The 14,255-nt window shown below is 63.7% G+C and carries 12 protein-coding genes; 5 read left to right on the top strand and 7 right to left on the bottom strand.

The genetic code is table 11. From position 1 onward, the window contains the following. Positions 1–153 precede the first annotated feature (153 nt). Both SB749_RS07905 and SB749_RS07900 read left to right on the top strand, forming a co-directional pair. A complete protein-coding gene (locus tag SB749_RS07905; protein ID WP_410709851.1) occupies positions 154–672 on the top strand; it encodes a MarR family winged helix-turn-helix transcriptional regulator in 519 nt (172 codons plus the stop codon). Between the two features lie 71 nt (positions 673–743). Continuing rightward, positions 744–1,166: an organic hydroperoxide resistance protein gene (locus SB749_RS07900; protein ID WP_410709850.1), complete on the top strand. Its 423-nt coding sequence runs from the start codon at positions 744–746 to the stop codon at positions 1,164–1,166. Positions 1,167–1,410: 244 nt separating this feature from the next. On the opposite strand, the gene SB749_RS07895 is transcribed toward SB749_RS07900, so the two are convergent. Further along, positions 1,411–2,616 carry an NADP-dependent malic enzyme gene (locus SB749_RS07895; protein ID WP_410709849.1) on the bottom strand — a complete coding sequence of 402 codons (1,206 nt, stop codon included), beginning with the start codon at positions 2,614–2,616 and terminating at the stop codon, positions 1,411–1,413. 801 nt (positions 2,617–3,417) lie between these two features. Here SB749_RS07895 and SB749_RS07890 point away from each other — a divergent pair. Then, the gene (locus tag SB749_RS07890) at positions 3,418–5,958 is read left to right on the top strand and encodes an HNH endonuclease signature motif containing protein (RefSeq protein WP_410709848.1); all 2,541 of its coding nucleotides are present in this window, start codon (positions 3,418–3,420) and stop codon (positions 5,956–5,958) included. A 212-nt stretch (positions 5,959–6,170) separates the two neighbouring features. On the opposite strand, the gene SB749_RS07885 is transcribed toward SB749_RS07890, so the two are convergent. From SB749_RS07885 to SB749_RS07875, 3 genes are all read right to left on the bottom strand, one after another. Then, entirely contained in the window at positions 6,171–7,550 is a 1,380-nt protein-coding gene (locus tag SB749_RS07885) for an MFS transporter (protein ID WP_410709847.1), read from the bottom strand. Positions 7,551–7,660: 110 nt separating this feature from the next. After that, on the bottom strand, positions 7,661–8,509 hold the full coding sequence (locus SB749_RS07880; RefSeq protein WP_410709846.1) for a CoA-transferase subunit beta: 849 nt from the start codon (positions 8,507–8,509) through the stop codon (positions 7,661–7,663). After that, positions 8,506–9,420 (bottom strand): CoA transferase subunit A, encoded by a 915-nt coding sequence (locus SB749_RS07875; RefSeq protein ID WP_181271956.1) that lies wholly within the window; start codon positions 9,418–9,420, stop codon positions 8,506–8,508. The genes SB749_RS07880 and SB749_RS07875 overlap by 4 nt, the downstream gene beginning before the upstream one ends. Before the next feature lie 158 nt (positions 9,421–9,578). Here SB749_RS07875 and SB749_RS07870 point away from each other — a divergent pair, with 158 nt between their 5' ends. Both SB749_RS07870 and SB749_RS07865 read left to right on the top strand, forming a co-directional pair. Next, positions 9,579–10,478 (top strand): LysR substrate-binding domain-containing protein, encoded by a 900-nt coding sequence (locus tag SB749_RS07870; RefSeq protein WP_139469873.1) that lies wholly within the window; start codon positions 9,579–9,581, stop codon positions 10,476–10,478. Positions 10,479–10,541: 63 nt separating this feature from the next. Beyond that, positions 10,542–11,195, top strand: a complete 654-nt coding sequence (locus tag SB749_RS07865; RefSeq protein ID WP_139469872.1) for a histidine phosphatase family protein — start codon at positions 10,542–10,544, stop codon at positions 11,193–11,195. Between the two features lie 60 nt (positions 11,196–11,255). On the opposite strand, the gene SB749_RS07860 is transcribed toward SB749_RS07865, so the two are convergent. Genes SB749_RS07860 through arsB form a run of 3 tightly spaced genes read right to left on the bottom strand, consistent with a single transcriptional unit; the run spans position 11,256 to position 14,252 of the window. Further along, entirely contained in the window at positions 11,256–12,683 is a 1,428-nt protein-coding gene (locus SB749_RS07860; RefSeq protein WP_410709845.1) for an NAD(P)-binding domain-containing protein, read from the bottom strand. Further along, complete coding sequence (locus tag SB749_RS07855) at positions 12,676–13,158, bottom strand: arsenate reductase ArsC (protein ID WP_410709844.1); 483 nt, start codon at positions 13,156–13,158, stop codon at positions 12,676–12,678. Before SB749_RS07855 ends, SB749_RS07860 begins: the two co-directional genes overlap by 8 nt. Then, the gene (gene arsB / locus SB749_RS07850) at positions 13,155–14,252 is read right to left on the bottom strand and encodes an ACR3 family arsenite efflux transporter (RefSeq protein ID WP_410709843.1); all 1,098 of its coding nucleotides are present in this window, start codon (positions 14,250–14,252) and stop codon (positions 13,155–13,157) included. The genes SB749_RS07855 and arsB overlap by 4 nt, the downstream gene beginning before the upstream one ends. Between the last annotated feature and the right edge of the window lie 3 nt (positions 14,253–14,255).

Below are 14,255 nucleotides of genomic sequence, written 5' to 3'. Positions count from 1 at the left end.
GATGGATGCCGGCCACGCAGGCGGCAAGCCACGCAAAGGGGCGGGCGAAGAGAGATCTTCGCCCGCCCCTCCGCTGTGTTCACCGCGATCCCTGCTCACCCGCATTTCGATAAATCAGTTGTGCACAATTGAATTGTGTGCAATCATTTTCGTATGAACGCGCTCGACCTCGACCGGCAACTCTGCTTCGCTCTCTATTCGGCGTCACGAGCGATGACCGCGTCGTACAAGGACCTGCTTGCCGAACTCGGCATCACCTATCCGCAGTATCTGGTGATGCTCGTGCTGTGGGAAGAGGGCTCCAACGACGAGGGTGTGACGGTCAAGCGCCTCGGCGAGCGTCTGCAGCTCGACTCGGGCACGCTCTCCCCTCTGTTGTCACGACTCGAATCGCTCAGCTTCGTCACTCGCCATCGTTCCGCCGAGGATTCGCGCAGAGTTCTCGTCCGCGCCACCGCCGAGGGCGCAGCGGCCAAAGAACGCGCCGAATGCGTACCGGCCCGGATCGGCGAGCGCACGAATCTCGACCCCGCGTCGATGCCCGAGCTGCTGGAGACTCTGCGCGCGCTGACGAGGAACCTGCGCGCGGAACCCGCGCCTTTCGAGTCCCCCGACCCCCCTGCCGCACCTTTGAACTCGCACCGCGCCTCTGCATTGACAGCGCGCCACTGAACCCGTACTGCACCGCTGACCCCACCGATCACCACTGATCCGACAATGCACCAACAACGGAAGGAAACATCATGAAGGCTCTCTACACAGCAGAAGCACTGGCCACAGGCGAAGGCCGCGACGGCCACGGACGCACGAGCGACGGAAAGGTCGATGTCGATCTCGCGACTCCGACCGAGATGGGCGGCAGCGGCAACGGCACGAATCCCGAACAGCTCTTCGCCGTCGGCTACGCGGCCTGCTATCACTCAGCGCTGCGCCTCGTGGCCGGTCAAGCCAAGGCGAACGTCGACGATTCCACGGTCGGCTCACGCGTGAGCATCGGCAAGGACAATGAGGGCGGGTTCCAGCTCGCCGTCGAACTCGAGGTCACACTCCCGCATCTCGAGAAGGCCGAGGCCCAGGCTCTGGCCGACAAGGCCCACAAGGTCTGCCCATACTCGAACGCCACCCGCGGGAACATCGACGTCACCATCACCGTCACCGACGACTGATCTGCAACGCGGCCGCCGACAGTCGGCGGCAGGCCTCCAGCAGCTGACCGACACCGGCTCGCCGACGCGGGCCGCAGCCTCCGGCCGCAATAACAACTGTGGGGCGGGTGAAGATCTTTCTTCACCCGCCCTCAGTGCCGTTCGGATTCAACAGCCTGCCCGCAGGCCCTGCCCCACCCAAACCTCAGCTGACGTCAGCGGATACCAGCTGACATCAGCAGAGACCAACGGACGCATGCGAACCTCAGCGCTTGGCCATGGCCTCGAGCGCGGACTTCTCGACCGCCTCGGCGACGGCCGGGGCCACACGGGAATCGAGCGCGCCGGGCACGATGTAGCCGGGCTCGAGGTCATCGCCGACGAGATCGGCGATCGCACGGGCGGCGACGAGCTTCATATCGTCGGTGATCTCGGACGCATCAGCGTCGAGCGCACCGCGGAAGATTCCGGGGAACGCGAGGACGTTGTTGATCTGGTTCGGGAAGTCGCTGCGCCCGGTAGCCACCACGGTGGCGCACTTGGCGGCGACGTCGGGGACCACCTCGGGGTTGGGGTTCGACAGAGCGAAGATGATCGCGTCGTCGGCCATGTTGGCCAGGTGAGCTTCGTCGATGGTGCCGCCGGAGACGCCGATGAAGGCATCGGCACCGTCGAGGGCCTCGCCGATCCCACCAGCGATTCCGCGCGGGTTCGTCGACTCGGCGAGGAACTGCTTCGTCTCGGTCAGATCTGAGCGGCCGGACTCGACGACGCCCTTGGAATCGAGGACGACGATGTCGTTGACACCAGCGTCGGCGAGGATCTTCACCACGGCCACACCGGCAGCTCCGGCACCGGAGACGACGACGCGGACGGATTCGAAAGACTTCTTCACCACGCGCAGAGCATTCGTCAGCGCGGCGAGGACGACGACGGCGGTGCCGTGCTGGTCATCGTGCATGACGGGAATGTCGAGGGCTTCCTTGACCCGATCCTCGATCTCGAAGCAGCGCGGAGCGGAGATGTCCTCGAGGTTGATCGCTCCGAAGGTCGGGGCCATGCGGACGATGGTTTCGACGATCTCGTCCGTGTCATTGGTGTCGAGTACGATCGGAATCGCATTCAGCCCGGAGAAGGACTTGAACAGGGCGCACTTGCCCTCCATCACCGGCAGCGAGGCGGCCGGACCGATGTCACCGAGGCCGAGCACAGCCGACCCGTCAGCGATGACCGCGACGAGTCGGCCGGTCCACGTGTGCGTGCGCGCCAGCTGCGGTTCGTCCTTGATCGCGGTGCAGACCTTGGCCACGCCGGGGGTGTACGCGATCGAGAGGTCGCGCTGGGTCTGCAGCGGTGAGGTGAGCTCGGCGGAGAGCTTGCCGCCTTCGTGTGCCTCGAAAATCTCGGCGTCGGTGATCGGGCCCTTCGAGCCCTGGTCGGAGGCGGTTGAGTTGTGAGCGGTGGTCGTCATGGTTGATCCTCGTGGTTGATGCGGCGGCGGTTGGTGAGCCTGCTGGGCTCGTGAGTTCTCGGTCGAGCGAGCACTCCGTTCGATGATCGGATCATCGGTGCAGCCGGCAGTGATCGTCTGGCCGTCGGCCGGCGCGGACACGGTCGACCGTGAGCGCAGGCGATGGTCTGGGCGAAGAACTGGTCACCAGTGAAGGATGGCGCGGTGACGTCGACGCGGCCCGCGACATGACCCTAGGTGAAGGGCGACGCGGTTGCGCGCAGTGCGGATACGGCTCGCATGAGGCGAGTACCGACCTCATGGGTCGCATCCGACAACTCGATCATCATAACCGATGCTGTGACCCGTTTCACTCGAGAATCCGGCCCCACCGAGGCTGTCCCGCCGTTCCGGTGGCATGTTCTCCAGACCTTTGGACTCAAGGCTGGAACGTCGTCGTTGTGGCCGCCGAGGAGGCACGCCCCCGATGGCCGACTCATTCTGCAGCCGCGACGGGTCAGTACCGAGGAGGCGTATTCTCCCCCGAAATCGCAGCAGACCTTCCCCGCAATCCCCACCCACGAACCGCACTCGTCCAGAAACCGTACCTGACCTGCATGGATGAAATCCAACACTCTCATGTCAGTGCCGGATGCAAAGATAATGAGGTAATCAGAACCTCTTCGATCTCTCATCGACAAATATTCGAATCTTTTCTTGGTTTTCTATTGCGACTGTCCGTTTGAACGCTTAACATAGAGTTAACAGCTTTTCCAATCAGCACCACTCCCGACGACGAAGTCCGAGGCAGGTGAAAACGCAATGAAGGGCACCACCAACCGTTCGACTCCCGCGCAAGCAGACGAGCCGGGTATGGCACAGCCGTCGCCCCGATTCTCCATCCGCTTCGAATCAAGCATGTCTCGCTTTGCCGAGAACGCGGTCGCTTCCGACCGTGCCCATTTCTCCCTCCTCGAGTCAGTCTCCTCAGTTGTGTTGGAACAGGTCTTCATCGCCCTCGAACTACCCGTGCCCGAGCGTTCCGAACCGTTTCGCTGCGAAACGATCTCCGCATCCTTCGAACGCCGCGCCAAAGAGTCCGAAGAGAACACCGTCTTCGGCGTTGCGGAGAAGTCGGAGTCCTCACCCAAGGGCGCGTCGTCAACCAAGGGCGCGTCTTCGTCCAACGGCGCGTCGTCGCCCACTGACGACACGACCAGCACCGGCGGCTCCCCTTCCGCGACAGTTGTGCTCTATGTCGCCGACTTCGCCCGCGAACAGTTGCGCAAGGCGACTGAGCCCGAGGCGAAGGCGCTGCCCGAGTTCCCCGAGCTCGATGAGGGCATCTGCTTCTCGAAATGGGTCTATGACAATGTCGACGCTGAGGACCTCGTCGAGATCTCGACGGTGCTGGGGACCAACACTGCCCGTACCTACCGTCAGCTCACCGGCGCGATGACGATCTTCTATGGTCTTCCCCGCTTCGCCAACCGGGTCCGCGCCGGAGAGTTCACCCAAGCCCATGTCGACGTGGTTGCCCGCCAGTGTGCCGACGTCGCTTTCGCCTTCCTTCCGAAACTCGATATCTTCCTGGCAGCCCGGCGCACCGATATCACCTGCGAGACCCTGCGCCGGGATCTGGCGAAGATGGTCGCCCTGCTCGTTCCGCCGGTCGACAACACCGAACTCGCCACCAAGCGTCGCCGCGTCGATGTCGAAGGCTACAAGGACGGCTCGGCCTGCCTGACCGTCAGCGGGCCTTCAGCGGAGATCTTCGCCTGCTACAACCGAATCCAGGGCATGGCGCTGGCCGTGCATGGAAAGAACAAGTCGGCGTTCAATCTGCCTGTGGGCGTTGAGATCAGCGATGACCGCTCCATCTCTCAGCTCGAGTACGATCTGTTCATCCGGCCTGTCCCGGAACTCAAGGTCAAAGTCATTTCGGTCGACCCGATCACGGGAATCCAAACAGCCAAAGACACATCGCTGCTCGACGCCGACGGCGAGCTCATTCCGGATATGGGCTCCGACGACGCTGTCGCCGACTTCGCGAAGCACGTTGCTTCGGGTTCAGCTGACGACACCACAGAGTCGTCCGACCGGAGCTCGGCCGCTGGCTCAACGGATTCATCCGACGGACTCTCTGTCGCCAACCGACCCGACGGTTCGACTTTCCGCCCCGACTGCAGCGTCGAAGGCCAGGACTCTGACGGCGCCGTTGAATATGTCGTCAAGCTGCGCATGCCCACCAATTCGTGGTGGCTGTCGCATCAGGCCGCCACCGTGGTGACCGTTCCCTTCCTCACCCTCACCGAAGATTCGGACCTGCCCGGCACCTTTGCCGATGGCTCGCCTGTACCCGCCGAGGTGGCCCGCACTATCGCCGGCCGCTCGAAGAGCATCCAACGGATCCTCACCGACCCCGGCACCGGCACTCCTGTCGACGCCAAAGCGACGACTTACCAAGTCCCCAGGGATCTTCGGAAGACCCTGGTCGAGCAGTGGACGGTGTGCACCGTTCCCGGCTGCTCTCGTCGGGCCGAGAAGTCGGAGATCGACCACGTCGTTCCGTTCTTCCACCTGAATCCGCTCAAGGGCGGTCTCACCCGGTTCGGAAACCTGCATCCTCTGTGCAAGAAACACCATGCGTTGAAGACCGCCGGTCGCCTTCGGGTCACTATGCCGAAATCCGGTGAGCTCGACTACGAGTTCAAGCACGGGATCACGACTACTGTGTCGGCGCCCGGCCAGCCGATCAATGTGGCCCAAGCGCTCGAATTCGATGCATTGGGACGACTGGGTCTCAAACGGTGGAAACTGCCCTGGTCGATGGTCCCGCCAACGCCAAGGGTGCTCGAACTCATGCCCGGTGAGTCGACGATCCGCCAGCGCGACTCAGAGAAGCGCCGGCGCGACGAGGAGAGGCGTCAGCGAGAGGAACGCGAAGCCCGACAGCGGCGACTGTCGGAGGCGTATCGGGAGCAGCAGGCAGAAAACAGGCGGCTGCGGCTTGAACGTTGCCTCAATTGGGAGAAGTCTGCCCACCAGCTCAGTCTTCCCGCCGGCACCGACCCAGCTGCAATGAAGCAGCTGACTGGGAACGCCAAGTATGCAAAGGCAGTTAACTGGTCGCGTCTCGCGGGTCTCGCCATCGACGACATCACCGTCGACCCGAACGGGCTCGACAAACCCAGCGCTCGTACCAGCACCGGCTCGAGCATCAGCGACTCGGAGGTCAAGGCGCAGTCTGAGGACGCTTCCGACTCCAAAGACGCTGGAGCCGACGATCCCTGGGACCACCGCTTCGTCTTCAAGACGGTGAACTGGGAACACGACCTCGAAGTCGATCCCCCACCGTTCTGATGACGCCCCACGGAGCCTGTGGCATCGCTCTCAACGCAGAGCTGCAGCGACAGCACTGGTGGCAGAGTGCCTCCGCGCCACAACAACTGACCGCAATCCGGCAGTAGGGCCGTCGCCTACCCCAGCGGGCTGGTCGTAGTCCACCTCACCGGGGCGGCCGTCGCGTATCGCAGGGTCCCGGCCCTCGCCCGCCGCGGGGTCCCAGCCCTTGCCTATTGCTGCGGTCGCAATTCGTCCACTGCGTCGACTTCAGTCGTGAGGTCGCGACCACGGGTCTCGGGCGCGAAGAGCGCACCGAGCAGGCCGCAGCCGGCGAACAGAATGAGAACGATCGCAACGGGCCACCATGAGTCGGTGATCACGGCGACGAGCGAGGCCGCGATCACCGGCGCCAGACCGCCGGAGACGACCGATCCGACCTCTTTGATAGTGGTCATGAACGTATACCGATGCTTCGATCCGAACAGTTCGACCAACCAGCTCGACTCGACACCGTAGAGATTCGGCAGAGGCCCGCCGACGAAGACCGCAAAGACGGCCGCGATGATGATCGGGTTGCCCGTGTCGATGAGGATCATGGCCGGAATCGCGAAGAGGATCTGGAATAGAGTGAACCCCAAGAACACGGGTCGGCGACCCAGCTTGTCACTGAGCTTGCCGAAGTACGGCACAGTCGCGAATCCGATGACGGTGCCGATCATGATGCCGGTGGTGACGATGGAGGAGTCGATTCCCGTCGTGGTGACCACCCACCCGACCATGAAGCCTTTGACGAGGTAGACTGCGGAGTTCTCTCCCATTCGGATGCCCAAGGCGAGCAGGAACGACTTCGTCGACCGACGCGCTTCGACGAGGATGCTCGGCTGATCGCTCTTGTCCGCGGCCACCTCGGCGCGGCGCTCCTTCGCCTCTTCGAACACCGGGGACTCCCTGACCTTCGTACGAATTGCCAGAGCCACGAAAGTGGTGACGATGCTGAGCAGGAAGGGCACCCGCCAGCCCCAACTGAGGAAAGCCTCGTCCGGCAGCAGGGTGAGCAGCGTCCACAGAACAGTGGCCAGGAAGATTCCGCTGTTGGTCCCCATCGCCACGATCGCCCCGAAGAGCCCACGGCGACGCACAGGCGACGATTCGACCAAGAGCACCGAAGCTCCGGCCAATTCGGCTCCGGCTCCGAACCCCTGCACGAGCCGGAGTACGACGAGCAGCATAGGCGCCCAGATGCCTATCTGCGCATAAGTCGGCAGAAGACCGATGCCCATGGTGGCAATGCCCATCATCGACAGAGTGACGATGAGGACGATCCGACGTCCGTGCTTGTCACCGACCCGTCCGAAGACGTATCCACCGATCGGCCGGACTACGAAACCGGACCCGTAGACGCCGAGACTGGAGATCAGCGCCACCGCAGGAGTCTCATTGGGGAAGAAGAGCGGTCCGAAGACCAGAGCCGAGGCGAGCGTATACAAGGTGAAGTCCATGTACTCGAGCGAACTGCCGAGCCACGACGACCACGCGGCACGGCGCAGTTCGGGCCGAGTCACATTCGGATCAGGAGGGGAGGTAACCTGTGCGTTTGTCTTCATTGACATGATTTCAACTTTCTTCGATTCGAATTCTCGCTTGCTCAGCAGGGAGCCGCAGTGGGCGACTGTCGCCTACAGCTGGCCGCGGACATCGGTCAGTGGGTGAGGGCTCCGGTTCAGCGCAGGTAGATCCGGGTGGGATCGAGCGTCTCTCGCAGCAGTGCCAGCTCATCCGGAGTCGGCGGCTGCGTCGTCTTGAGGTCGGTCGATACCTGGAGGTTCCATCCGGTCTGCCGCACCGCCTCGGCGGGGTCGACACCGGGGTGAACGGCTGTCAGAGTGAGCTCCTCATCCCGAGCGAAGCGCGTCATGATGCCCAGGTCGGTGATCACGTGGGTCACGCCGGAACCAGCCGGCATTGAACCGACCGCAGCCTCAGCGGCCTTCTTCGGCCCCGGGGAGGTGACGAAGTCCAAGGATTCGACGAAGGTACGCGGGGTGTGCCTGCGCATGACGAGGAAGATCTCGGCCGCGCCCGCCATGGCCTCGATGGCTCCTCCTGAGCCCGGAAGTCGGCTGTCTGGGTGCTCCCAGTCCTCGCCGATGAGGGTGGAGTTCAGGTTCCCGAACTTGTCGACCTGCGCGGCACCGAGGAAGCCGACATCGATTCGCTGGCCTTGCAGAACATAGTTGAACAGGTGCGTCATCGGCATCACCGAGGCAGCTCCCGGGACGAGGATCGAGTCCGAAATGCTGCGCGGCATGGCCGGCGGCCTGGCTCCGGTGACTCCCGACTCGTAGACGATCTCGATGTCCGGTGCGACGGTGTGCTGGGCCAGAGAGACGGCCAGTGTGGGCAGGCCGTGCCCGGCGAAGACCACGTTGCGTCCGGCCAGCGCCCGCGCCGAATGGACGGTGAGAAGTTCGCTGCTGGTGACCACGTCGCCAGCGACCTCGCTGCTTGTGGTCTCGCTGAGCTCGTCGCGGGACCGGGTCTCAGTGGTGTCGTGAGCACTCAATGTCATGCTCGCCCTCCATAGTTCACGGGCGTCGAATATGCGTCGTGGATGGCCATCCGCTCAAAATGTTCCGATCCGAGGGTGGCAAGGAACTCATCGTGGTCACTCGTGCCGCGGATATTGGTCTCGAGCCAGTCCTGGACCGCCGCCGCGTCGCGGGCGAGCGCGGACCACTGTCTCGAGAATTCGTCGTCGCGGTCGTAATAGCCCTGGACCGAATGAGGATGCGAGCCGCGTGGCACGGCGACGACGGCATCGACGACATGCGCGGGAACGATTGTGCGGTTCGGGTCGGAGCGGACGACAGCCTCGTCGACGATCTCCTCAACTGTGACGATGAGTCGGTGACTGGCGAATGCGGCCTCGGTTTGAATCCCGAGCATCCCCCATGCCTGCACGTTTCCATGCATGTCCGCACGTTGGGCGTGGATGATCGTGAGGTCGGGATTGAGTGCGGGGACGACGTGGATGTCCGGTCCACCGTAGGGATCGGGAACGGACTTGATCCGCGGATTCTTCGCCGCTAGGTCGCTGCCCCGGTAGGAGGCGATGGGCTGGAACGGAAGCTTCGAGGCACCGGCCTGATAGCGGGCGACCATTCCGCCGTGACTGTATTCGTCGAACCACAGCGGTTCCGGGTCCGACTTCTCAATGCGCCGCCGAAGCTCGTGAAGGGAACCGGCCGAACTGTTGGCGATGAACGAGGAGATGAGACCTTTCAGGCAGTTCGCTCCGAGCAGCTGGTCGACAATGACGTCGCAGGACATGCGCGCAAGGACCAGATCAGTGAAGCCCTGCCGGATGATCTCGTGCGCGGCAGCGACCGGCACGATGTGGCCGAAGCCCTCCAGGGCGACTGTATCCCCGTTGCGCAGATAGGTGCTGATCGCCTGGGGAAGACTCATCGTCTTGTCCATCGCGTTCCTCCTCGAACCTCGGATGACTGTGACCTGGGTCATCCTTTCAAAATCATTGATACCAGTCCAATACTTATAATGGAGACGATTAATGCAGTCACTGCACGAATATCGCCCGATCCTCACTGGGCGGCCGCCTTCACGATTGAGACACCGATATGGACACAAAGCACATCCGCGCATTCCTCGTCCTCGCCGAGGAACTTCACTTCGGCAGAGCCGCCGAACGACTGCATATGACCCAACCTCCCCTCAGCCGACTCATCCGGGGCCTGGAGTCCGACATGTCGGCACAGCTGTTCGAACGCAGCACTCGGTCCGTGCGCCTGACTCCGGCAGGACAGGCGCTCGTCGAACCTGCGCGCGACATCCTCATGAGTCATCGCCTCGCCGACTCCGCAGTGCAGGCAGCAGGGAAAGGCGAGGTCGGACATCTGCGCCTGGGATTCACCGGCATCGCGACCCACAAACTCATCGGACGGCTGCTCAAACTGGTCCGCGGGACTCATCCGGGAATCCACCTCAGTCTGCAGAGCGCCTCCTTCGGGATGCCGGCCATCGACAGCGTCGCCGACGGCTCAGTGGACCTCGTCTTCGGCTATTGGCCATTCGTGCCACAGTCGGTCGATACTCGCATCGTCGCCCAGGAGTCGCTTGTCGTCGCCATGCACAGAGAGCATGCCTTAGCAGGCCGCGAGTCGGTGTCGATGAGCGAGCTCGCGGGAGAGGAGTTCATCACGGTGCCGCCGAATCCGGGGTCGACGACGATCGAACGGCTCTACGAGCTGTCGCAGGCCGCAGGTTTCAACCCCACCGTCATCCAGGTGGCTCCGGACACGTGGACGATACTCTCGCTCGTCGGTGCGGAGATCGGCTGTTCAGTCACAGTGGCGTCGGTGCCGAAGAACGCCTCCTTCCCCAATATCGCCTTCGTCCCCCTCGAAGACCCGAAGGGGCCGTTCCCGCTGCTCATGGCATGGCGCAGAGATGACGTCAGTCCTGCCCTCGCTGAGGTGCTTCGACTGGCCGAGCAGCTGTTCCCCACCGATGTCCCGTAGACTCACATCAGTAAACGATCACTCGAAAAGCAGCGTGGGCTTCACGACGAGGATGTGTGATTCATGAGTGTGCTCTATCTGGTTCGGCACGGGCAGGCGTCGTTCGGCACGGATGACTATGACAGGCTGTCCGATCTCGGCAAAGAGCAGAGCCGCATCACCGGTCGCTTCCTCGCCTCACAAGGACTCGAACCCGATCGCATCATCCACGGTGAGATGCTGCGGCAGCGCCAGACCGCAGAAGGCCTCCTCGCAGGACTCGGCCTCGATATGGACGCCCACGTCGACGATGGCTGGAACGAATACGCCGCATGGGAGCTCACCGGCGTGCTCACGGATCTCGATCCGCGCGCTCAGCACGATTCGAAGATCTTCCAGGGCGAACTCGAGCGCGGTGCCGCCCGGTGGGCCTCGGGTGAGCACGATGAGGACTACACGGAGACCTACAACCAGTTCACGTCACGCGTCGATCGAGCCCTCGACGAGGCGACCGGTGCGATGAGCTCGGGACAGTCGACGATCGTCGTCTCAAGCGCCGGCGCCATCGCGTGGACCGCGGCCCGACTGATCGGCGGCGGCTTCGATCAGTGGATGGCCTTCAACCGAGTGACCATCAACACCGGCATCACGAAGATCATCACCGGCCGAGGCGGAACCAGCCTCATCTCGTTCAACGACCACGGCCACCAGGATCCGAAGAACGCCACCTACCGCTGAGGCGGCGAGGGCCGAACCGGCGAGTCAGTCCGCCGTGGCGACGTAAGCCGAGCCCGCGAGTCAGTCGTTCCCGGTCTCTCCTGATCGCCCGTGTTCTGTCCCCGTGGGGATCCCGATCACTACCGGTTCCGCAGGTCCGCAGCATCCGCCTGCGTCCGGTGCGCCTGCCGCGGGCAAGTCGACAGAACCAGGCTTGCCGGTCGGCGCGTCACACGAAGATCCAATGTCGGTCGAACACACGCCGGTCTCCGGCAGGACGAGCTCGACTCGGTCCGCAGCTTCCAGGTCCCCCGCGATCGCTGCGACGACGGAACGGACCTGCTCGTAACCGGTGTACATGAGGAACGTCGGGGCGCGCCCGTAGGACTTCATGCCCACGATGTAGAAATTTGGCTCCGGATGCCCCAACACCCTGGCACCATGCGGAGGGACCGTTCCGCAGCTGTGATACTCGGGATCGATGAGCGGCCCCAACTGCTGCGGAGCTTCGACAACCGGGTCAAGGTCCAACCGGATCTCGCGCAGGAATCCCAGGTCCGGACGGAAGCCAGTGGCGGGAACGACCCGATCGGCGTGGAGCGTCACCGACTCACCGCCGGTCTCGGAAGCCACGGTGCCACCACCGTCGGCGGCGAACCCGGTGATCGTCGTGGAGGCATACACATCGATGGCTCCGTCTTCGACAAGACGGCGGAGCCGCGCGCCCAGGGCTCCGCGAGCCGGCAGACCGTCCTGGTCCTCCCCACCGTAGACGGATGCCGGGTCTGCGCGCCTGAGCACCCAGCCGATTCGCGTGCCCGGCACTTCCGCACGCAGCTCCGCCAGTGCCAAGAGCGTGTTCGCCGCCGAATGCCCTCCACCGACGACAAGAGTCCGCCTCCCGGCGAAATGCTCACGGTCACGGCCGGTCACATCGGGCAGAGGCGAGGTGACGAACCCGCTGCGACGGGCCTCGACTTCGCCGGGCGCTGCGAGCCCGGACTGCCCGATCGGGTTCGGGCTCTCCCATGTCCCCGAGGCGTCGATGACCGCCCTGACCTGGAAGTCCGTCGTAGTTCCATCGGAGTTCTGAGTGCGAACAAGAAAGGGAGTCGATTCACGCTGCGCGGTGCCGGTCCGGTCCATTCCGACTCGGCTCACTGCCACAACCCGGGTATCGGTGAGGATGGCGTCCCGGAGTTCATCTGTCTCGGCCAGCGGAATGAGATAGTCCCGGATGAGTTCGTCCCCTGTGGGCAGGTGCTCGCCGTCGGGTTCCTGCCAACCGGTCGGTGCCAGCAGGCTGCGGGCCGCAACGTCGATGTTGTACTTCCACGGTGAGAACAACCCGATATGACCCCACTCGGCCACTGCCGCCGCGACGGACGATCCCACTTCGAGGACGAGCGGTCGGATTCCACGTCGGACCAGCTGGGCCGCGGCCGCGAGGCCGACGGGACCGGAACCGATCACGGCGACCGGCAGATCTGCGAGCGCGATATCAGTCATTGGGAGCCGCCTCGGCGATGGGGTTCGACGTGGTCGTCGACTGTGTGGATTTCGTCCCTGCGTCGGGGGCGAGATCGACGATGAGGGCTTCGACTCGGGTCCGGATCTCATCACGGATTCGGCGCACCGATTCCAGGCCCTGACCTGCGGGATCGTCGAGAACCCAGTCTTCGTATCGTTTGCCGGGGAAGATCCGGCACGCATCGCCGCAGCCCATCGTGATCACGACGTCCGAGGTGCGCACGGTATCTGCGTCGAGCAGAGTGGGGCTGTTGCGGGTGATGTCGATGCCGAGCTCCCGCATGGCGTCGATGGCGACGGGGTTGATCGTCTCGGCCGGTGCGCTGCCGGCGGACCGCACTTCGATTGATCCCCCGGCCAGTTCGCGGAGGAATCCGGCCGCCATCTGGGACCTGCCGGCATTGTGCACACAGACGAAGAGGACACTCGGCTTTGGCGTTGGTGTGGGACTCATGCTCGATTCGCTCCTTGAACAGAAGTTGAGGGGAAGAAACGGGGTCGTGCCCAGAGCGCGACGTAGACGAGGGCGACGAGGATGGGCACCTCGATGAGCGGGCCGACGACTCCGGCGAGCGCCTGCCCCGAGGCGACGCCGTACGTCCCGATCGCCACTGCGATGGCGAGTTCGAAGTTGTTGCCGGCAGCGGTGAATGCCAGGGTCGTCGTCTTCTCATAGCCCAGGTTCAAGGCTTTGCCGATGACCATCCCGACAGCGAAGACGACGACGAAGTAGACGAGCAGAGGCAAGGCGATGCGGGCGACATTGCCCGGGTGCGACGTGATCTCGTCACCTTGGAAGGCGAAGAGCACGACGATGGTGAACAGCAGTCCGTACAGCGCCCACGGCCCGACCTTCGGGAGGAAGCGATCTTCATACCACTGACGCCCCTTCGCCTTCTCCCCCACCGTGCGTGTGAGGAAGCCGGCGAGAAGCGGGATTCCGAGGAAGACGAGGACGCTGAGGGTGATCGCCCAGAAGGAGAACTCGCTGCTCGTCGTCGGCAGCCCCAGCAGATTCGGCAGCCACTGCAGATAGAACCAGCCGAGGAGACCGAACGCGAGAACCTGGAACACGGAGTTGATGGCCACGAGCACGACGGCGGCCTCGCGGTCGCCACACGCCAGGTCATTCCAGATGAGGACCATGGCGATGCACCTGGCCAGCCCGACGATGATCAGTCCGGTGCGGTATTCGGGCAGGTCGGGCAGGAAGAGCCAGGCGAGCGCGAACATGAACGCCGGAGCTGCCAACCAGTTGATGACCAAGGAGGTGACCATGAGCTTCTTGTCGGCCAGCACGTGCCCGGTCTCGTTGTACCGGACCTTGGCGAGCACCGGAAACATCATCACCAGGAGGCCGATGGCGATCGGCAGGGAGACGTCGGCGACCTTGACCGAGTCCAGAGCCTCGTCGAGACCGGGCACGAGCCTGCCCAACACCAGGCCCAGGGCCATGGCACCGATGATCCACAGCGGCAGGAATCGGTCCAGCGTCGACATCTTCGCCGCCACCGGTGATTCAGCGTTGGCAGTCTCCGTGGAATGCATGGT

The organism is Brevibacterium sp. SIMBA_078, from assembly GCF_046534565.1.
Lineage (GTDB): Bacteria > Actinomycetota > Actinomycetes > Actinomycetales > Brevibacteriaceae > Brevibacterium.
This window is presented reverse-complemented; position numbering and strand designations above follow the sequence as displayed.